The sequence below is a fragment of the Nitrosomonas communis genome (genome assembly GCF_001007935.1).
Taxonomy (GTDB): domain Bacteria; phylum Pseudomonadota; class Gammaproteobacteria; order Burkholderiales; family Nitrosomonadaceae; genus Nitrosomonas; species Nitrosomonas communis.
In genome coordinates, this window is the sequence record NZ_CP011451.1 from 681325 (window position 1) to 703966 (window position 22642).

The window sequence follows — 22642 nt, forward strand, 5'->3', positions numbered from 1 at the left end:
TTTTGATTTAGAAATGGAATAACCTCAGTGATCGTGCCAGTAGCGCTCATTCATTTCCCGCCAGCTGGCGACGGTGATGCCGTTATCTTTAAACTGTAGCAAGACTGCGCCATCGCGATCGCTGCGCATCATTTGGCTACCCAGATTACGGTAGCGTTCAACGACTTGCTCATGTGGGTGGCCGAAGTGATTACGATAGCCCACACTGAATAATGTAAGCCATGGATTGACCTGGCGTATAAACGCTTCTGTCGAAGAGGTCTTGCTGCCATGATGAGGCGCAATCAAAACCGTTGCGGAAAGTTGCCGACTCGTGCGCGCAAGCAAGCTCCGCTCGGTATCTTTTTCGATATCGGCTGGTAATAACACGCTGCCATGACGGCTCGTAATTTTCAATACACAACTGGTTTCGTTAGTTTTTCGCTTCGCCAGATGATCGCTTTGCGCTAAAGAATGCGGATGCAGCACCTCAAAGTGAACATCATCCCATTGCCAAGAGTCACCCGCATGGCAAGGTTGACTATTGCGAGCGGCCTGCTGAATGGGGTGATCATTATTGAGCGAAGATAACAATGATGCCACGGGGATGGCTGCCAGCACAGACAAGGCACCGCCACTGTGATCCGAGTCAGCATGGGATACCAGCATGAGATCCAGTTGCGTGATTCCTTCCCCACGTAAAAAAGGCACAATAATGCGCGCACCACTATCGGTTTCTCCATAGTTGGGCCCTGTATCGTATAACAGCGTATGATGTTCGGTACGCACCACCACTGCGAGCCCCTGCCCGACATCCAGCATAGTCAACCATAATTCGCCCGTTGCTGGCTGAGGAGGAGAAACCATAAACATGGGCAGCAATGCCACCGTCCCAAGCCACCTGGCAGGAAAACCGGAAAAAATCCCCATACCGGAGCCGCCAGGCAAAAACAACCAGATGATGCCTGCCATACCCGCGATTAATGCCCATAAAGGAGGAGCAGGTTGCTGCCAGACAGCTTGAGGCGATTCACTTAGCCATTTCAGCAGTTGCATACCCACACTTAATATCTCATGGGCAGGCAAGAGTAGAAAATCAAAGAGCGGCACCACTGCCAATAATGTCAGCGGGACGATCACTAAACTCACGAGCGGGATCGCGATAGCATTCGCTATCGGTGCAATCACCGACACTTGCTGGAACAGGACTAGCAATAAAGGACTCAAGCCCAGTGTAATCACCCATTGCACACGGGCCCAACTGATGATTGCACCCGTCTTGCCGATTCGGCCAAATGTCACCAGCGTGATCAGCGCAATCGCACCAAACGATAGCCAGAAACCAGGTGAGATCACAGCCCATGGATCGAATACCACCACGATCCATAACGCTCCCACCAATACAGCTGGCATGGATACCCTTCGATCACTCCAGAGTGCCATCGCGATAATGGCCAACATCACGAAAGTACGCCTGGTCGGCACTGAAAAACCAGCCAATAGCGCATAACATAATGCTGCCAGGACACCTGCGGCCACAGCCATTTTACGTGCCGGCAGCCAATAAGATAAACGTAAACTTCGCCGCCACAGCCAATAAATCAACCCAAAAACCATCCCGGACACCATCGTGACATGGAGCCCTGAGATAGACATGAGATGATTCGTGCCCGTACGCGTGAAGATTTGCCACTGTTCCTGTGGAATCGCCTGCTGATCCCCTATAGCCAGCGCAATTTGAATACCCGCATAAGCATGGTCTGTCAAATTTTGACTAAAGCGTGTGCGAATCTGCTGACGAACCTGTTCAATCAGATATTGGGGATGATTAACCCATGCATCCAGGCGCACATTGTTTGCTGATTTACGGATATAACCTATGGCACGTATATTGCGCTCGATGGCTTTGGCTTCAAAATCATAACCATGCGGATTAGCATTGCCATGCGGACGTTTTAGCCGTACAGTTAATTGCCAGCGCTCACCCGCATGGATTTGCGGAAGCGTAGTAGGTTGGATTGCATCATCCTTCCCACCCATTTTGTACCAAGTCAGCAAAATATGGGCTGGCACGGTTGCTTCTGCTGTCAATACCTGCTCGACATCAAACCGAAAACGCACACTGCGATCCATTATTTGCGGTAATTCCGCGATAACGCCTATGAGTTCGATGTCACGGCCTTCCCATTCATGGGGTAAAACATCCGCCACTCGCCAGTGGGCAAACATAGCCGCCCAGAAAAAGCCCAACCCGAAAAATAAACCTATTGACAGAATTTTTCGGAATGCAGGGAATGTATTGGGGTAAAAATAAGCATAAAAAAATAGCCCTGCTGCAGCAGGAAATAAACCCACTCCCCATCGCATTGCAGGCAATTCAGCCTGTAACTGTAATAAGCACACCCCGAATACCCAGGCAAGGCAATAGATTTGTCTCAGCAATTTTTTGATTCCATAATAAAAGGTATGCGATGGGTTTCTGTCATCCTCGTAAAAGCCTTCTTCAGGAGAATGGCAAAGATAAGAAGAATCGTTTTTATATACGGCGGGAAATTGCAGAGACTGAGGAAATCAGCCTTCGTAATATCGTAATATCTGATAGGCGGATAAAACTAAAATAATCGATAATGACGCAACCAATAGCGCGAACAGCAAGTTTTTTTCAAAGATTTGGGTCGGCTAGATGATTAACGTTACCGCGAAATGATCATTTATGGTTAAAATGCAGGATTTAATTTTTGAGAGATTAATGATATGTATCGCATCGCTCCAAGCATTCTATCTGCCAATTTTGCCAAACTGGGAGAGGAGATTACAAACGTCCTTGATTCAGGCGCAGATATCATTCACTTTGATGTCATGGATAACCATTATGTCCCCAATTTGACGATCGGCCCACTGGTGTGTGAAGCGATACGTCCCTTAACCAAAGCAACGATTGACGTGCATTTGATGGTTGAGCCAGTCGATCGCATCGTGCCTGACTTTGCCAAAGCAGGCGCCGATATTATTTCCTTCCATCCGGAAGCTTCCAATCACATCGACCGCACGATCGGTCTCATCAAGGAACAAGGATGCAAAGCAGGATTGGTATTCAACCCGGCCACTCCTCTTAGTTACCTTGACCATGTTCTGGATAAGCTGGATTTAGTGTTAATCATGTCAGTCAACCCTGGTTTTGGCGGGCAGAAATTTATCCCGGAAGCACTCAATAAATTAACAGAAGTGCGAAAACGCATCGATGCCAGTGGCAAAGACATTCTGCTGGAAATTGATGGCGGGGTAAAAGCGGACAATATTGCTGAAATCGCGCGCGCAGGGGCGGATACTTTTGTTGCGGGATCCGCTATTTATGGTGCAGGTAAAGACAGTGACCCCCATCGCTATGATACGATTATTGCGGCAATGCGAGCCGAACTGGCAAAAGTTTAGTTCAATAATCATTTATCTTTGACACTTCCCTCACTACCTAAATAAAAACAAATTAAAAACAAATGAATCCAGATAATTTGCAACGTACTGACCGCCGTACCACAGAAATTCAGTTTCCACTCCAGATTAAGGCAGTTGTCATTGATCTGGATGGTACGCTGCTTGATACCGCCATGGATCTTGCTTCTGCTGCGAACAAGATGCTGACGGAACTCGGCAAACCGGAATTACCAGTCGCTACCATCCAATCCTTTATAGGAAAAGGGATTCAGAGACTGGTAAAACGCTCCTTGACAAATAGCCTGGATGAGGAACCCGATCCTGAATTATTCAATAAAGCCTTGCCTATTTATCAGCGAAATTATCACGAGAATTTGTATACCCACACCCGCCCCTTCCCGGAAGTGGTGGAAGGATTAGATACGCTCAAAAAAGATGGGTTCAGGTTAGCCTGCATCACCAACAAAGCTGAAGCATTTACTTTGCCACTGTTACGTGCCACGAACCTGTTGCATTATTTTGAGATGGTATTGTCAGGTGACACACTGCCTAAAAAGAAACCCGATCCCCTGCCTTTGCTGCATGCCTGTAACCACTTTCAAATTAAACCCTATGAATTACTGTTGATTGGCGATTCACTCAATGACGCAATGGCAGCGCGGGCAGCGGGGTGCCATATCTTCTGTGTTCCTTATGGTTATAATGAAGGACGGGGCGTCAATGAATTAAATTGTGATGCGGTTGTTTCTTCACTGCTTGAGGCGACTAAATTAATAAAAAAATGATTTATCATTAGGGTATCTCTAAAAATTCAGAGTTCTAAACAAGACAAGGCGAGAACAAAAAAATGTTGACGCAGCATATAATTGATATGTAAGGATACATTTTTTGTGAACAACGAAGTATTGTGACGAGACGGGGTAAGCAGGCAATCCGCGAAGCGGATGCTCGCAAATATGAATTTTTAGAGGTACCCTTTAGTTCAAGCTAAATACCTCATCCAATTACTCATGCCATTACTCATGCCGATATAAGATAATGAATATTGCAACCTTTCCTGTATTTTTCCCTCCTACCTTCCCAATATTAACGTATCAGTGAGAAACATATCGTTCAATTAAGTCCGTTTTTAAAAAGGTTAGTGTGTGATTCAGAGTGAATTCAACAAGCTGGCGGCACAAGGTTACAACCGCATTCCCCTGGTATTGGAAACCTTTGCTGATCTTGATACCCCGCTGTCAGTTTATCTCAAACTGGCCAATCAGCCCTATTCCTACTTGTTGGAATCGGTGCTGGGTGGTGAGCGTTTTGGACGTTATTCCGTCATTGGCTTACCTGCAAAAACACGGATAGAAGTGTACGGCAATGAAGTCGATATCATTGACGCCTTCACTAACACCAGCACTAGCAAGAAAGTCAATACCGGCAATGTTCTGGAGTTTATCGAATCTTATCTGGCTGATTTTAAGATTGCACCCTGCGCTGGCCTGCCCCGTTTCTGTGGGGGGCTAGTTGGCTATTTTGGTTATGACACCATACGTTATATTGAGCCAAGACTGACAGGCCATGCCCGACCCGATACCTTGCATACGCCGGACGTCTTACTATTACTGTCTGAAGAATTGGCGGTAGTCGACAATCTCTCTGGAAAACTCTATCTCATCATCTATGCCAATCCGCATTCAGATAATGCTTATCAAGCAGGGAAAAATCGTTTAAAAGAACTATTGACCCGGCTGCGACAACCTTTATCTATTCCCATCGAAGAGCCAAGTAAGCCAGGCACTGCTGTCAGTGAGTTTGAGGAAGCCGATTTTATCGCTGCAGTAGAAAAAGCCAAACACTATATCGTGGAAGGTGACATCATGCAGGTGGTCCTTTCACAACGAACCAGCAAACCTTATTCAGCCTCTCCCCTTGCGCTCTATCGCGCCCTACGCAGCCTCAACCCCTCCCCTTACATGTTCTATTATCATCTTGATCATTTCCATATTGTTGGCGCCTCTCCTGAAATTTTAGTGCGGCTTGAGAAGGATATGGTAACCGTTCGCCCGATCGCTGGTACGCGTCCTCGGGGCAAAAACCTGCAAGAAGATGCCACGTTAGCGGCTGATTTATTGGCCGACCCCAAGGAACGAGCCGAGCATGTCATGCTAATGGATTTAGGGCGCAATGATATTGGCCGTGTCGCTCAAACCGGTACAGTCAAAGTAACCGAAAATATGCAAATTGAGCACTACTCCCATGTCATGCATATTGTTTCCAACGTGGAAGGCAAACTCAAACCGGGCCTGAATGCGCTCGATGTCTTACGCGCCACTTTCCCGGCTGGAACCGTCAGCGGCGCACCCAAAGTGAGAGCGATGGAAATCATCGATGAACTGGAAATCTCTAAACGGGGTATTTATGCTGGTGCAGTCGGCTACCTGGGTTTCAATGGTGATATGGATCTGGCTATCTCGATCCGCACCGGCATCATTAAAGATGGTATATTACACGTGCAGGCAGGCGCCGGTATCGTTGCTGACTCAGTCCCTCAGAGCGAGTGGATCGAAACGCAAAATAAAGCAAAAGCGATCTTGCGTGCTGCAGAAATTGCTGAAAATGGACTCGATAGTAAAATCGATTAAAGTTTCTACAGCAACCGCCGATATCAACCTTACGAAGATTTGATTGATTTCATTCAAGCGGAAATTATTATCCGGTAATTTAAAAAAACACGAGACCATTCAAATCCTATTACCTTTATTTGCGGCAGATTCGCTGAACTATCAGACCAGACAATATGATTTTCGAAAGTCATGCTTCTAACATCATGCACTCTGTCATATTAAAAAATTTATTTAAAGTTTCTGCAGCAATTGCCGATATTAAAAGTACGAAATTGAATTAATCCCATTCAAGCAAAAATTATCACTCTTTATACACTTTTAAAATAACACGACTCCATTCAAGCCCAATTACCCTTACTTGCAGCTTTACTTGCGGCAAATTCACTGAATTGTTAGATCAAAACAATATGATTTTTGAAAATCATATTCCGAACATCATGCCGCATGCCATATGATAAAAATTTGATTAAAGTTTCTGCCGTAATCGCCGATAACTATTATTGCGGAGATTTGATTAATTCCATTCGAAAGTAAATTATCATTTTTAATGCACTTTTAATACATACTCATAGGCCGTTCCAGGTTAACTATCTTTGCATGCGACAAGTTTGCCTAACTGACAGATTATAAGATGATGGTTTATATGTTTCTTTTTGCAAGACACAACCCTATCGTCATATCAAATGTCATATATCACTTGCTTGGAATTAATTTATATCGTATATTCGCGACGCGGTAGATGAAGTATTTTTTTCAAGAATCAAAGAGGAGTAATTTGAGTTATGGCAGCAGAGTCATTATTAGGGGGAAGTAATGGGACACCACTAGACAGCAACGTGATAGCGTTGTTGGATCAGTTTTTAACTGATACTGTCGGTGGTAGTGCTCAAACGACGGATTTAGGTAATGGCAGTACCTTGGTTATCGGTACAGGCCAAAACGGTGAAACACAAGGCGCCATTGTTACGAAAGATGCCACCATCGCAGCGGAAATTAATGCGGGTGTAATGCATTTTGCAGTTCAGTTGCCAGCCGGCGTTAATATCGCCTTTGAAAGTTTAAGCGAAAAAGCAACACCGACAGAGATTGCAAACTTTCTCAATGCGCAAATTGAAGCCGCATTACCATCAAACAGTACCGATCCTGCCATCCAGGCGCTTAATGCAAGTTTAACGAATGCAGTTAACAATCTGATCAATGCCTTGAATGCCAATGGTGTAGGCGAAAGTGTTCTGAGCATTATCAGCTTCGCAGATATTTCCAATTCACTATCCGAAACTCTGGCAGAAACGCCAGCAGGAACCGCAATTACAGTTGATCCAAACGCGGGTAATACGATAAAATTCACGGCGCTCAATCCTGAAGATAACGAGGTGTTTGCTTTGCTCTTGAGCGAAATTCAGCAAGGGAAGACACTTGAACTCAGCGGTGTGGAAAACGCCGTGCTGGTGGGTTCTGGTACCGTCAAAGTGGGCGATAATACTAACGCAAATCTCCAAGGTGACAATAGAGATCAGCATATCACTGGCAGCAGTGGTAACGACACTCTGGTTGGCGGCGGCGGTAATGACACCCTGATCGGTGGCGGTGGTGATGACATCATCGGCTTCAATGCAATAGGTCATTACAATGTCCAGATCGACAGCGGTGATAAACTGGCCTTCCAGTTCGATGGTATTCAGACCGTCGCTGATCTGCTACCTTTTGTTACCAATGTTTCCGAAGCGAATGGTAACGTTACTTTCGAATTCGTGGATGGCCAGGCCTCCATTACGCTCGTAGGTATGTCTGCAAGTGATGTGACAGCCGATATGGTAATATTTAACTTATCGTAATTAACAAGCATATGCTCTAGAAAGCCCGCTAGAATAATGCGGGCTTTTTTATGACAAAAATCAAAAGAAATAATCTAATACCCTATCTATCGCCAATCATTATTGATAATGGATTGCTCAGGGGGTGTGCCTCCATTCCAGGCACAGAACCGGTTGAGGTTGCTGTCTATATCGATGGTAAAATTCTGACGAAAGTATGGTGCGACTCTCCCCTTGCCGATAGTTATCAGCCATTACTGGGTGAAGTTGGGTCAGTCGATCTGAGCAAAGGATTTCTGGTCCCCTTGCCAGCCCAGCTGTTTGACGGGGCTCCGCATGAACTGACTGTCAAGCTATGCAATTCCGCTCAAAACACCGCTGCCTCTAATACCAACAACTTGGCGCAGCATGGGCTACTGGAAAGTAAACTCGCCTTCCAGCACGGTGATCGTCATGGTCAAGTGAGTTTTGTGGAGGATCATTTTGAGGGATGGGTGGCTTTCAGTCATCGCCCTAGCCCGCTGCCGCAACTCATTTTAAGTGACCAGGAAGAGCATTTCTGCAAACAGGTTTTATTGATCCCTCTCCCCACGGAGAATGGGCAACCCGATAAATATCTGGCTACTTTTCGTATTCCACAGAAAGATTTACCGATCCCGTTACGGTTCTTCTGCGGTGACACAGAGCTAAGCGGCTCACCCTGTCAACCCAAGAAAAAACTGATTGGATACTTGGAGCAGTTTGATACGCAACTCATTCATGGCTGGGCTTTTGACGTGCACCAACCCGCCAATCCAGTGGAGCTGACGCTAAAAGTCGATGGCCAGATTGTGCTGCATTTTCGTCCCAATATTCGTCGTCCCGACATTGCACACTATTTAAAGCTGCCCGAAGAAAAACTCGGCATTGTTGGTTTTCAACTGGCACCACCCGAAATTCTGTTTGATGGCAACGAGCACCGTATCAGCGTCGAATTTGCCGGACAGAATCACCCATTACGCGGCAGTGGGCAACTGATCAAAATACCCAGCCACTATCTGACTTTTGATGAAATCGCTTCCCAACCGGAAAAAGTTCGGCAGGCAAAAAAACTTGCCCGGCCCAATCAACCCACTATTTCGGTCATTATTCTCAATCGTAATGGCGAAAAGCTGCTGGCTGCCCTGTTTGAAAGCTGGCTAATAAAGAATAGTCTGACCAGCGTCGAATTTATTGTCGTGGATCACGCCTCTGAAGATGGTAGTCTACGATTACTTACTCGCTGGCAATCACAACTGCCATTGCACATCATCCCCCTGCCCTTCAATGATTCTTTCTCCGCTTCATGTAATCGCGCAGCGGAGGAAGCACGCGGGAAATTCCTGCTGTTCCTCAATAATGATATCATCTGGCTGCAGGATGTCCTGCCAGCGATGGTCGATGCCCTTGAAACCGATCAAGCAATCGGCCTGCTTGGCCTGAAATTGATCAAATCTACCAGTAGTGAGCAATCATTCAATCAAACCATCGTGCAACACCTCGGCGTGCGCTTTAAACTTTACAATGCAGCTTATTGGCCCTATGAAGCCACAGCGGATGATAGCAATGAAGCAGAATATTCCGCCCAGTCTGTTCCAGTCGTTACCGGCGCTGTCATGTTTTGCCGCAAAGAAGATTTTTTTAATGCAGGCAAGTTTGACCCCAGTTATTTTTATGGTTTTGAAGACGTCGAGTTTTGTCTGCGCCTAAGCCACAGACTCGGCAAGAAAGTCATCTGTCGAAATGATCTGCTGGCGCTTCATCACCACGGCCATACCCGCCTTTCAGGACGGGCGACCGATATTTTCGACCGTTTGATCAGTAATGCAGATATCTTGCAGACCCATGCCGGTCTATGGTTAAAGCAACGTTACTGGACCAGTCTTTTCACTGGCGACCAGCATCTCACTGTTGATAAGCTGACCATTGGCTTTATCATTGATGAAAGCAGGGCCAATGGCGAAACCACCCGTCTACGAACGGACGCAATCAAATTGGCCAAACAGGTGCGTCAGCGCTATCCTGCAGCACGCACGGTTTTTCTGCCTCCCAGCCGTGGCTGGTACAATGTGCGTGATATTCACATCCTGATAGTCGGGCATCCAGAATATGATATTGGCAAAATGATCTGGCGGCGCGAAGATCTGCTGACCTTTGCCTGGATCAGAAACGAGGCTGCTCTATGGCAACGCATGCCATGGTGGCCTCATTTTGACGGTTACCTTGCCGCCAGCCCTGCTATAATAAACGCTTTGGCGTCCACCCTCAGCAGCCCCATCGTGCAAACCACTGCTACCTGTCCGCTTGGGCCGTTATGTACCCCCCAATCTCCGCCACTGCGTATTGCCCTACTCACCCCACACAATATCTCAGCCCAGCACCAAGCCCGTCTTAAAATCTTACAGCAATCCCTGCAAGCCGCTGGGGCTGTGGTTTGGCATGAACTGCTCGATACGCCTGAGGAGTCAGCGCGGCTGGCCGATATCCGCATCGCCCATTGTTTCAATAAATCAGCCTTGAAAATAGAACCCCAATCTTACCCTCATACCTTGAATATTCTTTGGGCGCCCTACCTCAAGCAAGCACCAGGCGGCGATCCTCTGACCGGATGGCAAATCACTAGTCAAATGCCCCAGGCAGCATGGCTACGCAATGAAATAGAGAAAAAACTTGGAAATACTTTTTGTTCATCCTAACTTCCCGGGGCAGTTCCGCCGTTTTGCGGCCGCTCTGGCACGCGAACCAGACATGCAGATACATGCAGTCGGTGATGCAAAATGGATGGAAGACACGGCCCCTTTACCCGAGCTTCCCGTCATGGCCTACCCCACCCCGGAGGTGGCGGGCACCAGTACCCATGCTTATGCCCGTAACTTTGAGTCCGCCGTCAGGCGCGGACAACAAATCGTGCAGACACTGCTCACCCATAAGCGCCAAGGGTTAGAGCCTGATTTGATCATTGCGCATCCAGGCTGGGGCGATGCTTTTTATCTGAAAGATATTTTTCCAGGGGCCCGAGTCATCGGCTTATTTGAATACTACTATCGGGCAAGAGGCGCCGATGTCGGGTTTGATCCCGAATACCCAATGAATTTCGATGATCTGTTTCGAGTGCACAGCCTCAACGCGACTCAGCTATTAGCTCTGGAATCCTGCGATGGTGGCTATTGCCCAACGGCCTGGCAGCGCAGTTGCTTTCCTGCTCATTATCAGGAACGGCTCAGCGTGATCCACGACGGCATTGACACCGATACGGTAGCCCCAGACGCCAATGCAACCATCACGCTGCCCGATGGCTCCACTCATCGCGCTGGAGAAGAAATCCTCACCTATGTCAGCCGCAGCCTGGAGCCCTATCGCGGCTTTCATATTTTCATGCGTGCCCTGCCCCGTATTCTTGAAACGCGCCCGAATTGTCAGGTGATCATCGTCGGCAGCGATGATGTCAGCTATGGCAAACAGCCCCCCATCGGCCAGACTTATCGCCAACGCTATCTCGGTGAAATCGCTAATAGAATTGATCCGTCACGCCTTCATTTCACTGGCCGTCTTCCCTATCAGGATTATCTGAAGGTATTACAAATCTCGCGCGCGCATGTTTACCTGACTTATCCCTTTATTCTTTCCTGGTCCATGCTCGAAGCCATGTCCAGCGGCTGCCTGATGATTGCGTCTGCCACTCCCCCGGTACAGGAAGTGATAAATAATGGGGAAAATGGCTTGTTATTCCAATTCAATGAACCCGTCACTCTGGCAAACTATGCAATCAAAGCATTAGCAAATCCGGAGCAGTACCAGGAATTACGCAACCAGGCGCGACAAACCGTGGTTGCTCGCTATGATTTTAATACGATCTGTTATCCAGCATTCAAGCAGCTCATCAAACAATTTGAATGGTAGTAGAAATCCATGACTAAAACACTTACTGATATCTTAAAAGAAGCCGGTGCTCTCCTTGAGAATCGCGATTACATCAACGCTTCCACGCTCTACCAGGAAGCCATGAAGCTGCAACCGGGCAATGCGGCTGCCGCCATGGGCATCGCCATGATCCATAACCGCACAGGGCAACCGGAAGAAGCCCTCAAAATTCTGCAGGGGGTATGGAAATCGATCTCCAGCAGTAAAATGAAAAAAGCGGTCGCACCCAAAGCAGCAGTGCTCGCACAGATTGGCCTGGCGCAGCAGCAATTGGGCCGAGTGCTGGAAGCTTTGCAGATCTTCCGACAAGCCAACGCTCTTCTTCCTTCTGCTGAGCTTAGCGAACGCATCCAGAAACTGGAAAATGTGATCGAAAACCCCAATACCATTGAGCAACTACTGATCCGCGCCAGTCAGCTACAGCGGTCCGGCAAACTGGAAGAAGCGGTTAAGGTTTACCATGCTGCTCTGCAAATCAATGCGGATCATCCGGAAGCACTCCATGGCCTTGGATTGACACTGAGCGCCCAGAAAGATCTGGAGGGAGCGCTTCCCTTGGTACAACAAGCGATTGTGCTCGCCCCTGATCGGCCTGACTACTATAATGACCTGGGGATACTCTTCCAGGAACGCGGCGAACTCGACAAAACCATCAGTTTTCACAAACGTGCCCTTAAAATTAAAGCAGACTTTTTCCCCGCTCACATTAATCTTGGGGTGGCTTACAAGCGTCTGGGCAAACTGGATAACGCCATTGCTGCTTACCGCCAAGCCATTACCATAGAGCCTAATTCAGCCGCTGCTCACAATAACCTGGGCAACCTGTTGCGCATTCAAGGAGACTTAGTTAATGCGCGTAAAGAACTGGAAGAAGCTATCAAGCTTCAACCTGGCTATCAGGGCGCCCTCGATAATCTGGCAGTACTCGAGCAACAGGCTCAGCAAGCCTCTGCCACAACCGAAACAACCTCAAAGCCAGCGACACGCAAAAAAGGTTAACTCAGATTTTCCTAATGAAAATCTGAGTTTGAATGACATCATTCCATTTCCAAATCAAACATGACGCGAAGGCGAGCCGCAGACAGTATCAATAACACGGCAAGGTGAAGCCGACAATGTCAGTTTTGATTTAGAAATGGAATTAGCCAATCTCTTGTATCAAAAAGCGAGTACACATAAAGACCAAGCTGTAAGTCGCCACAGAGGGTCACATGACACCGATCCCTAGCCAATCAAGCTACACCCATGCTCACTTTAAGACTCCCTCGTCAAATATTCCTTTAGAAGCTTTTTAAGAGCCCAGACAAGCAGGCATAAAAATTGTATATCTTTGCATTATTGTCTACTTGCCGGCTATTACTTAGCATCACCATAAAGCAGAGCCAGATCAATTTGATTAGTGACCTCTGCTTAAACTCCAGCTGTCAATCAGCTTTATTTGTTAAGAAAAATCATTTCCTAGACACATTCGCTGTCCCCTAGCATAGCTAGACGCACTAAAACTGAGCAACCAAGACGTATTGCCTAAATCATCCATTTCATGGAGGAACGCAAATGTATAAAGTCTTGCACCAACTCGCCTCAGCTCTCTTCTTCCTCTTAATCACGACAACCGTTGCCACGCTTTACTCAAAGCATGTATCAGCCCGCTCTGATCCGCCCGGGCCGTATGTGCAACAGGAGACGCTCGCCGCTCACCTACAAGGCACATTCGATCATGAGCAGCCGATCGTAGGCACCTATTATTTCTACTGGTACGACATCAATACTAAAATGCACATCCTGGATCCGGATGGAACCGATGCCCTCACCAATCACCCCATCGATTCCAATGGTATGTCGTATCGTTCATCTGCCTGGCATCTGCAGCAATTACGAGATATTCTTGCCGCTGGAATCGATTTCATGCTTCCAGTTTATTGGGGCTACCCAGGCTCCGCCGGGTCACATTGGAGTTTGGAAGGACTCCCAGCTTTAGTGGACGCTGCTCAAAAACTCGAGAAAGAAGGTATCCGCTCTCCCCGCATCGGGATGTTTTACGATACAACCACTCTGAAACACAACAGCAAAAAATATCATGTCGATCTTACCAAACCAGAAGGCAAAGAGTGGTTTTATCTTACGATACGCGACTTCTACTCCATGATACCTAGTAACTTGCGTGCTTCCGTCAATGGCAAACCGATTGTGTGGCTCTATGCTGCGGCATTCGCGAAGCACCAGGATGCTGCTGCTTTTGATTATCTCAGGACGGAATTCGAAAAGGACTTTGGTATCGAGCCTTTCCTCGTCAAAGAAACTTCATGGCAGGGCCGCGCCGATCTAGACTATAGTTGGGGCGCTGCGCTGGAGCCCCAGATAAAGGGTGTGGCTGCTGTTGGACCAGGATTCGACAATTCAACTGTTCCGAATGTAAAACACCACCTTCGCGAACGAGAAGGTGGAAATTTCTACCGAAGTGCTTGGAATATGGCGCTCTCTCTTGATCCTGCAACGAGACCAAAAATTGCTGTTGTTGAGACATGGAACGAGTTCCATGAAGGTACTGACATCGCGCCAACAAAAGAATATGGGCGCCTGTATGTCGATCTAACCCGAAAGTACGCCAATCTCTGGCACGCCGGTATACAAACTAAGCGCGAAGGTCCGTATGCAGATGCTCAGGAAGTCTCAATCCTTCTTGAACAACCTCCCGTCAGCAACGGTTTAACGCTTGGATCCAACCCCGACGGAAAAACAAGCATTGATTTAACAGCTGGCATAGCTGCCAGCCGGGCTGAGTGGTCGAATCACGATGTCAATTATTTCTATTTCGACGTTGACAATTCCTTCTTCTTTCGAGATAAAGTACCACTTGAACTGGAATTCGAATACCTGGACATAGGAAACGGCAATATCACTGTAGAATACGATAGCACCATTACAGTACTTCCAAATGATGATGCATTTAGATTAGTTATAAGCGCTCACCTGACCGATACCAGAGCATGGAGAACGGCTAAAATCCGGATTTCTGATGGTTATTTTGGAGGGCGGCTCAACGGTCAAGATTTTCGTATTTCGGCACCGAATGTTGGTCTAACCATCCGAAAAGTTATACTACGTAAACTTCAGGATACTAACCCGCCCCTTCTGGTAATACCTTAATGAGCTATGATGCCTTACTTGCATGAATCAATTGATTCACGCTATGTTGGTTAATACATTGATTAAAGCAATATCCGCAAACCGTAGCAGAATCATATTGGGCCCTCGTGAAAAGTAAGCATTTACTGGAGGACACATTTTCTAAGGATATTTATCCACGCTCGGTTTTGCGGCTAGTCTCAACATTTATTTACGTTGCTAAATATTGATCAGAAGCCTAACCGATTAAAAACAGGAAAAACTGCATTTCACCATATGTGTTCACCAGTAACGATAGCTGGAACAACTCTCAACCATATCAATTAGGAGTATTGTTTCACCGCATATAACTTTGACTTATAAACCGAAGTATACTACGTTAAGAGTTAATGTCATAAACTGGAATAATATGTTTATTTCCCGCTTTGCTCAATAAGATTAAAGCCAGCAAATATATACCTTGTTAGGTTTCGGTTTGTTCGGTTAATTTATGACATATGGCGAATGGCACAAGCTTATCCGCACTAACTCGTTGCTTGAAATTCATGAACAAATCAGCTAGCCGCTAGAGATTTGTTCCAGTAAAACAAAACATTTACTTACCCAACGTGAGCCTCTCGGACCACCTGCATTGAACCAGTCAAATCGCTTGCGGTGAGCGTAGCCGAGCTACTAAGCAATGATATCAGCCCTCGACACACTCAAACCGAGCGGTTTTTTGTCATTATTATGTTGAAAAAATCTACAAATTAACTAATGTGCAATCTGTTTATCAGCGAAACCTCATCTTTACTTTTTTTCAGAAATATTAATAGCAAAATAACAAAATTCAGTTCCTGGGTTACCCTCGCTATCAGGCAAAATTCCTACAAAATCTCCACGACCATCTTTCATAACTGGTACATCGTACTCCATGGTATGAATTGACCATTCTGGCCCTGCGGTAAATTTACGCCAACCGGAATTACCAACTTCGTTAGTTGAATAAGCCACAGCAAAGTGTGATCGATCGCTACCAGAAGCACGGGCAATAACATGCACAGTGACATGATGACCACTTGCCGCAGCTTCGACATGATCAGGAAGACGAACACTGTAACCACCCGTTGGTCCACCAGAATTAGCTTTAGGATTACCATTAGCAAGAGTGACACATCCAACATTACCGTTCTTGTCTACATGGCTTGAACAAACCATTCCTGCTGGGATAGTTGTTGTTTCACCTGCTTCAAAAACGTAAATATAAGCGGAATCCTGAGCAATCTTAGTATGCAACTGCTCTACCAGACTGATTGATTTCGTTGGTATTTCTACCACTGTAGAAGAAGTAGCCTTCGGAGGATAAGCAGCTATAGAAGAAGCTGGAGAATTAATTTTTGAAGAAGGAAGTTCCGAAGAAATCTTCTCTCCACCGAATACCTCCTGTATCTTCTCAAAAAATATTTGTAAAATTCCTTTTGTCATCGTTTGAGCCTCTTTTTATAAAATCAGAATGGAATTTTATACAAATTCCTATTTCATACCACCACGTTAATTTCTTTAGGATAATACATCTAAATGAAATTCGTTAATATATAATCTAAACTAAACATTTTCTTTCATGAACACGTCTGCTTTTTTGGATATAAACCGGTGCTTTAAATACAGCAATATTAAGAGACATGACGCTTGCTGTCACATTGACTCTCATTTTTACCCTGATTTATTATCCCCCTGAAGCGCAACAGTGTAAGAACTTGCGACACACATTCTTCCAAAGGCAGACAATCTGTTGCAACTACCAATTCCGGATTAAGAGGCGGCTCATAAGGCGAAGAAATACCTGTAAAATCCTTCACCTCGCCAGCACGTGCACGACGATAGAGTCCTTTCACATCGCGCTGTTCACAAAGCTCCAGCGGGGCTTGGCAATAGATCTCAATAAAGTCGCCCTGCGAAAACAAATTGCGCGCCCGTTCCCGGTCGCTGCGGAAAGGTGAAATGAAGGCTGTCATTGCAATCACCCCTGCTTCAGTGAGAAGTTTAGCCGTTTCAGCGATACGCCGAATATTTTCTGTACGATCTTCAGCTGAAAAGCCAAGGTCCGCACAGAGGCCATGACGAACGTTATCACCGTCCAGTACGAAAGTACGACACTCTTGACGATGCAGTTCCTCCTCTACAGCATGGGCTAAAGTGGATTTGCCTGCACCGGAAAGTCCCGTGAACCATAATACTACCGAACGGTGACCATTCTGCTGTTCACGGCGATTGCGAGTGACAGTAGCATGATGCCAAATTGTGTTAGTGCTTTTTTTCATACAAATAATTAAGTGAAGTAATTAGCACTTCTCAAGTAAAAAGCTAACTATAGAGATGAGCATATGAACTTTTCAAACAAAAAATAAGCAATCATCAACTCAAATCTCAGCGAGTAGTGGATTCAATGAAATTTGCAATTTCTCAAAATGTGGATATTACCAAAGTAAAATTTATTGATTGGTTCTCCTATTCGAATATTTCTTCGTAACTTTCAAATACCATTGTTGCGCCAAGTTGGCATATATTTTCTATACTTCTTCCATTGAAAACTTAATCTATAAGAGATTTTTATTATTTATGGCAGTTCTATTATTCCAAGTGTAGCTGCATTTAAAATAGAATTGGCCACAGTGTAATAAACGGCATCCTCCACCAAAACATTAGATCAAATTTACATTGCTACTTTCTTTAGCATAAGTCGGTAGATTTTGAGCATTTTGCTAATAGCGTATTGCACTTCAGAATGATACGAACTTTCTGTTACACTTAGTTAATTAAGAAAGCATAAGAAGTTAAATCATAAATCGAAACATTCTAATATACTAGAGGCATATGCTGAAATTAATATGGAGATTAGTTGAGTGAATCGCTCCAATAAACTCATTATAGCCCAGCCTGCGCTTAGCAGTCAGCCTACCGAACCGTTCGCGGTAAGCCTGTCGGAACCTGTTAAACCAGTAGGCAACTAACATCGGCTTTCGATACACTCAGGACGAACGATAATTTTATAATATTATGCTAATGCGATCATCTAGCAGAATGATCTTTACCAATTTAAACCCTACACAATATTTGTAATGACAAAGGCTTATAGCGCTCAAACTACAAAGAAAAGAACTAAGCCAAGTCAACTTGATGTAGAAAAAACTCCAGCTACTTCCCTGGCAGCTTTGTTCGCCACCTTACCACAACAAACTAGTGCAGAACATTTTTATGCACAGCCTATTCCTAGTTTGGATGTGCCTGGCATCAGTCCTTTTTATGCCCTACATCTGGCGATTTGGCAACTCCGTGACAAAGATCTGCAGCAAACTTACCCACTCACCACAATTGACAATCGTTATCATTTTCTCGCCTGGTGTGTTGTTCATGGCCGTAGAGAGTACCGCGCATTGAGAGAATTGACCCCATTCTGGCAAGTTTTATCCTTGCCTGCTGAGCTACCTGTTACCGAATGGTCAGGAGGTATTTCGCGCTTTATGCAATTAGTTATCGCTGCACGTCAAGATCTTGCTGTTAACTCAAGTCTGGCAAACAGTAAAGACCAATTAGCAGCACTCGGCTGGTTCTGGTGCGCTGGAGGGTGGCGTGAACTCGATCTAACAATAGCTGAAATTCCTGCATGGCAAAAGTGTTTTTTGATTGATCATGATGATATCGATCAGACCCGCTTTGCTCAGCTCATATACCGATACCGTACTGATCTGCAAGCTGCTTTTGATCTTACCACCACACAAGGCCGCAATGGATTTAGTCATTGGCTGAAGCATTATGCTCCGCAGGAATCTGCCCTGCCTTTGCTCATTCAACCAGAGCCTGGGACCTCGCCAAATATAAACAACACTGCTTCAGCCATCTACCACCATGAATTCGGGGTCAATCTGATAGGCTATGCATTTGGCGAGCTTGGGATCGGTGAAGATGTACGCATGGCTGCGCACGCTTTTCAAGCTGTCAACATTCCCTTTACTGTTCTCAACTTCCCGCCCGGCAATAATATTCACCAACAAGATCACAGTATCGAGCAATGGGTTTCTAATGATCCGCATTATTCCATTAATCTTGTTTGCCTGACTGCACTGGAACACCTACGCTCTTATATGGAACGTGGAGCCCAACTTTTTCGCGGTCGCTACATCATAGGTTATTGGCCATGGGAGTTGCAGGATTGGCCTGCGAATTGGGCACACTGCTTCAACCTTGTGGATGAGGTCTGGGTTTCCAGCCAGCATATTCAGCAAGCAGCACAACGCGCCAGTAGTGTGCCAGTGTTATATATGCCAACGGCAGTAAAGCTTCCGGATATCGATCTCACGGCACCCACTCAACGCCGCCGTTTCAGTCTGCCAGAAAATAAAACATTATTTGTATTCTCATTCGATGGCAATTCCTTCATTGAGCGGAAAAATCCTTTAGCCATCATTAAGGCATTTCATCAAGCATTCCCTTTGATCGAAGATTCGGTTGGTCTTGTCATCAAATGTATGCGCCCCGATGTTCATAACCCAGCTTGGCAAACTATCCTTGCTGCTGCAAAAATTGATAACCGGTTGATTATTCTTGATGCCAGGCTCAGCAAAACTGAAGTGCTTGAGCTATATCGAGCATGTGATTGCTTTATTTCGTTACATCGCGCCGAAGGGTTTGGCCGTGGTATTGCCGAAGCGTTGCTACTGGGTCTGGAAGTCATCGCCAGTGACTACGGCGGCAATACCGATTTCTGCCGTACTGCTGGGGCAAGACTAATTCCTTGTCACCTCAAAGCTACGAATTCAAATGATTATATTGAAGGACAAGATAATTTCTGGGCAGAACCGGATATATCTGCCGCAGCAGAAGCCATGCGTGAAGTATTCCGAGTGCAACAAAGCCATGCCAAGGGAAGCATCTCGATTGAGCGGCAACAACAGATGAATGAATTATTTTCCCCGGAAACTATCGGTGCTCGCTATCTCGAACGTCTCACTGTTCTGAAAAATCATATAAAAAAATTAACTTTAGGGCGCTCTAAAAATTAAAATTCTAAATATGACAAGATTTAATGTGTAAAACTATATTTATATGTGCACTTAAAAGCCTGCTCCTCGCAAGGCTCTCTCAATCACTTCCTCATCACACACAACGTCTGCCTCACTCTGCAGTGAAGCCAACAGTGGCACGGAAGTTTGTTCGGTTGCAAAATGATTACTTTGGTTGGGGAAGAAATGTTTACTAAACATCCTCATCACATGCTTAACTCCGATTTCAGTCACTTGCCTCAAATCATCAGCATAATACCTACCACCCGCCGCTGGTGAGGTTATAATTTCGTATGAAGGAAAGTAAATCACATTTTTATAGCTTCGTTCAGCTACATCAGCAGCAACCCTAAGCGCGGCCTTACTGTAGGTAGTGGATACCCACACATGCCGATTCTCGTACGTCGCGATCAGAGGTACGGGTGAAACTGTCAGTAGAATCTGTACATCAGGATTCACGCTCCGAATTTTTTCAATAAGCAGACAAAGATCCGCTTGAACTTCGTCACAAGTAAAATTAACAAACTCATACTTGGAAAAATCAAATTCTCCACCAGCCACACCAGGTGCTGTAGGATAAATTGCTCCATCCTGTCTGGAACGCCAGGCTTCTGTCAAACCCAGCGTAAAAATGAACCAATCAGCCTTTGTAAAAACATCCCGTACACAATTCAGATGACTGACAACATCCCGCTTTACTTCATCTGCTGAACCATAACCATCAGGCTCAATTTGAGGCCGGAAAGCATCGACAAATCGACCGTTTCTTTCCCATATCCCATCAATGGGCGAGAATCCTTCAAATGCTCGCTCAAATAATTGAACAGCCTGCCGTACCGTGTATACATTACCGTATCGGGCAGAAAATACACCATAATTTTTCTGAGTAGCTTCCTGCTCACTCATACCCAAAGGAGCTGACTCTGGCACATAATAATTCAAACCGGACGCCCTGATATGCTTAGCCAGGTGCTGCGCAAAACAACTGCCCATAGTAGCGACTTTGTGCGTCGCAATTATGCTGGCATTTTTTGTCATTGGATCTATTTGCCCGGGAGGAGGTGTTGTCATACTGCGTGACCAAAAGCAATAATCATCCAATCTTTTATATGGGTTAGTCATTTTCCTACTCCTGCAATTGGTCCCAAAATGCGATCATATACCGATTCATCTCGTCCATGGAACTTGATATCATGGCGTTCAAGGCCTTGCTCTTTATATACATTAAAACAGCTTTCTATGTATTCTTTCAATCCGCAGATTTTCTTCTGTATAGAAATTTTCCAATCATAAGAACCGCCGGGTAGAGCGTAAAAATCTGCAATCTCTGGATAAACCGGCCAAACATTGAAAGTTAATCCATCGGCAATATTAATATCCTTTTCAAGAATGGATTCATTAGCGCCAATTTTCATGGCAAGAATTTTTGCCATTCTTATCAGTACATACACTTTTGGATGATTGATGGAATACATAAACAATCCTTGACGAACAATGAATGGTAGAAATAAGCTCGCATCCAGATTACAGCTTCTAAATGATTGCGAAAAATTATCAACGCTTGATTTCCATATAGAGAAATAACCTAATTCATAAAATACTGCTAATGTGAAAAGAGCAGCGGTATCAGCAGCTTCTAGTCCATTTTTGAAAGCCCAAACACATATTGCTGAATGATAGTCGTCGCTTGGACCTTTGATTATTTCATTCGTCGATATTTTAACGGTATAAATTAAATCAGGATGAAAAGCGGTGAAATGCAACCGAGGAATTTTGTAGAGTACTAACTTTGGATGAGTCACTAAACACTTCTGAGCAATACCAAATCGATCCGACGAAATCCAGATATCCGCATTGTACAGATGTTCAAGTATCTGATCATCAGTGTGATTTGAGTAAGGCACAGCCAAAATCTTATCCTTACTAAATATCTCTTGCAAAGCAGCCGCTATTCCACCGGTCTGGCAATTACTACTCACAATTATTGTTTTCATGCTATTTTTTTGTTGAAGAATTCTTTTAATACCAACATTTTTTGTTATGGTAATAGCAAAATAGCAAAAGTCAGTTCCCAGATTCTCCTCACTGTCAGGCAGTATACCAATAAAATCGCCACAGCCTTCTTTCATAACGGGCACATCGTATTCTATGGTGTAAACTGACCATTCTGATCCCGCGTTGAACCAGTGCCAACCGGAATTGCCAACCTCATTGGTTGAATAGGCTACGGCAAAGCGCGATTGATCGTTACCGGAAGCACGGGCAATGACACGCACAGTGATACGATGACCGCTGGTGGCAGCTTCGACTTGATCAGGAAGGCGAATACTGTAACCACCCGTGGTTCCACCAGAAAGAGCTTTAGAATTACCTCTGGCAAGAGTAATATAGCCAACCTCACCATTCTCACCAGCATGATTTGAGCAAATCATACCTGTCGGGATAGTTAATGCCTTACCTGTTTCAAAAACGTAATGATAAGTGGCATCTCGGGCAATCTCTATATACAGCTGTTCTACCGCACTGATCGATTTTGCTGATAGTTCCGCTACAGCTGGAGAAAGAACCTTAAAAGAAGAAGCAATTCCTGAAGAGGTTTTCTCCTTACTGAATACCTCCGGTATCTTCTCTAAGATAAGTTTTAGAATATTTTTTTTCATTAATCATAAATCTCTATCTATAAAAATAGAGATTCCTTTTA

Annotated in this window: 14 protein-coding genes; 9 read left to right on the forward strand and 5 right to left on the reverse strand. The window is 45.3% G+C overall.

From position 1 onward, the window contains the following. Positions 1 to 24 precede the first annotated feature (24 nt). The gene (locus tag AAW31_RS03080; RefSeq protein WP_046849114.1) at positions 25 to 2421 is read right to left on the reverse strand and encodes a DNA internalization-related competence protein ComEC/Rec2; all 2397 of its coding nucleotides are present in this window, start codon (positions 2419 to 2421) and stop codon (positions 25 to 27) included. 312 nt (positions 2422 to 2733) lie between these two features. Here AAW31_RS03080 and rpe point away from each other — a divergent pair, with 312 nt between their 5' ends. The 8 genes from rpe (at position 2734) to AAW31_RS03120 (ending at position 14923) form a co-directional block, all read left to right on the forward strand. Beyond that, positions 2734 to 3411, forward strand: coding sequence for a ribulose-phosphate 3-epimerase (gene rpe, locus AAW31_RS03085; protein ID WP_046849115.1), 678 nt, complete (start codon positions 2734 to 2736; stop codon positions 3409 to 3411). 62 nt (positions 3412 to 3473) lie between these two features. Continuing rightward, complete coding sequence (locus tag AAW31_RS03090; protein WP_046849116.1) at positions 3474 to 4196, forward strand: phosphoglycolate phosphatase; 723 nt, start codon at positions 3474 to 3476, stop codon at positions 4194 to 4196. Between the two features lie 360 nt (positions 4197 to 4556). Further along, positions 4557 to 6041: an anthranilate synthase component I gene (gene trpE / locus AAW31_RS03095; protein WP_046849117.1), complete on the forward strand. Its 1485-nt coding sequence runs from the start codon at positions 4557 to 4559 to the stop codon at positions 6039 to 6041. Positions 6042 to 6805: 764 nt separating this feature from the next. After that, positions 6806 to 7858 carry a hypothetical protein gene (locus AAW31_RS03100; protein ID WP_046849118.1) on the forward strand — a complete coding sequence of 351 codons (1053 nt, stop codon included), beginning with the start codon at positions 6806 to 6808 and terminating at the stop codon, positions 7856 to 7858. 50 nt (positions 7859 to 7908) lie between these two features. Beyond that, positions 7909 to 10551, forward strand: a complete 2643-nt coding sequence (locus AAW31_RS03105) for a glycosyltransferase family 2 protein (protein WP_046849119.1) — start codon at positions 7909 to 7911, stop codon at positions 10549 to 10551. Then, a complete protein-coding gene (locus AAW31_RS03110; RefSeq protein ID WP_046849120.1) occupies positions 10526 to 11755 on the forward strand; it encodes a glycosyltransferase family 4 protein in 1230 nt (409 codons plus the stop codon). The genes AAW31_RS03105 and AAW31_RS03110 overlap by 26 nt, the downstream gene beginning before the upstream one ends. Before the next feature lie 9 nt (positions 11756 to 11764). Beyond that, the gene (locus AAW31_RS03115) at positions 11765 to 12775 is read left to right on the forward strand and encodes a tetratricopeptide repeat protein (protein WP_046849121.1); all 1011 of its coding nucleotides are present in this window, start codon (positions 11765 to 11767) and stop codon (positions 12773 to 12775) included. A gap of 555 nt (positions 12776 to 13330) precedes the next feature. Continuing rightward, positions 13331 to 14923, forward strand: a complete 1593-nt coding sequence (locus tag AAW31_RS03120) for a DUF5010 domain-containing protein (RefSeq protein ID WP_046849122.1) — start codon at positions 13331 to 13333, stop codon at positions 14921 to 14923. Positions 14924 to 15691: 768 nt separating this feature from the next. On the opposite strand, the gene AAW31_RS03125 is transcribed toward AAW31_RS03120, so the two are convergent. Next, a complete protein-coding gene (locus AAW31_RS03125; protein ID WP_046849123.1) occupies positions 15692 to 16366 on the reverse strand; it encodes a hypothetical protein in 675 nt (224 codons plus the stop codon). 188 nt (positions 16367 to 16554) lie between these two features. Then, positions 16555 to 17202, reverse strand: coding sequence for an adenylyl-sulfate kinase (cysC, locus tag AAW31_RS03130; protein WP_046849124.1), 648 nt, complete (start codon positions 17200 to 17202; stop codon positions 16555 to 16557). Positions 17203 to 18000: 798 nt separating this feature from the next. Between cysC and AAW31_RS03135 the strand changes: the two genes are divergently transcribed. Beyond that, complete coding sequence (locus AAW31_RS03135) at positions 18001 to 19941, forward strand: glycosyltransferase (protein ID WP_082110325.1); 1941 nt, start codon at positions 18001 to 18003, stop codon at positions 19939 to 19941. 51 nt (positions 19942 to 19992) lie between these two features. Here the strand turns inward: AAW31_RS03135 and AAW31_RS03140 are convergent, their stop codons facing one another. Together AAW31_RS03140 and AAW31_RS03145 are read right to left on the reverse strand one after the other, a co-directional pair. Beyond that, the gene (locus AAW31_RS03140) at positions 19993 to 21063 is read right to left on the reverse strand and encodes a GSCFA domain-containing protein (protein ID WP_046849125.1); all 1071 of its coding nucleotides are present in this window, start codon (positions 21061 to 21063) and stop codon (positions 19993 to 19995) included. After that, positions 21060 to 22601, reverse strand: coding sequence for a WcbI family polysaccharide biosynthesis putative acetyltransferase (locus AAW31_RS03145; RefSeq protein ID WP_046849126.1), 1542 nt, complete (start codon positions 22599 to 22601; stop codon positions 21060 to 21062). Before AAW31_RS03145 ends, AAW31_RS03140 begins: the two co-directional genes overlap by 4 nt. Between the last annotated feature and the right edge of the window lie 41 nt (positions 22602 to 22642).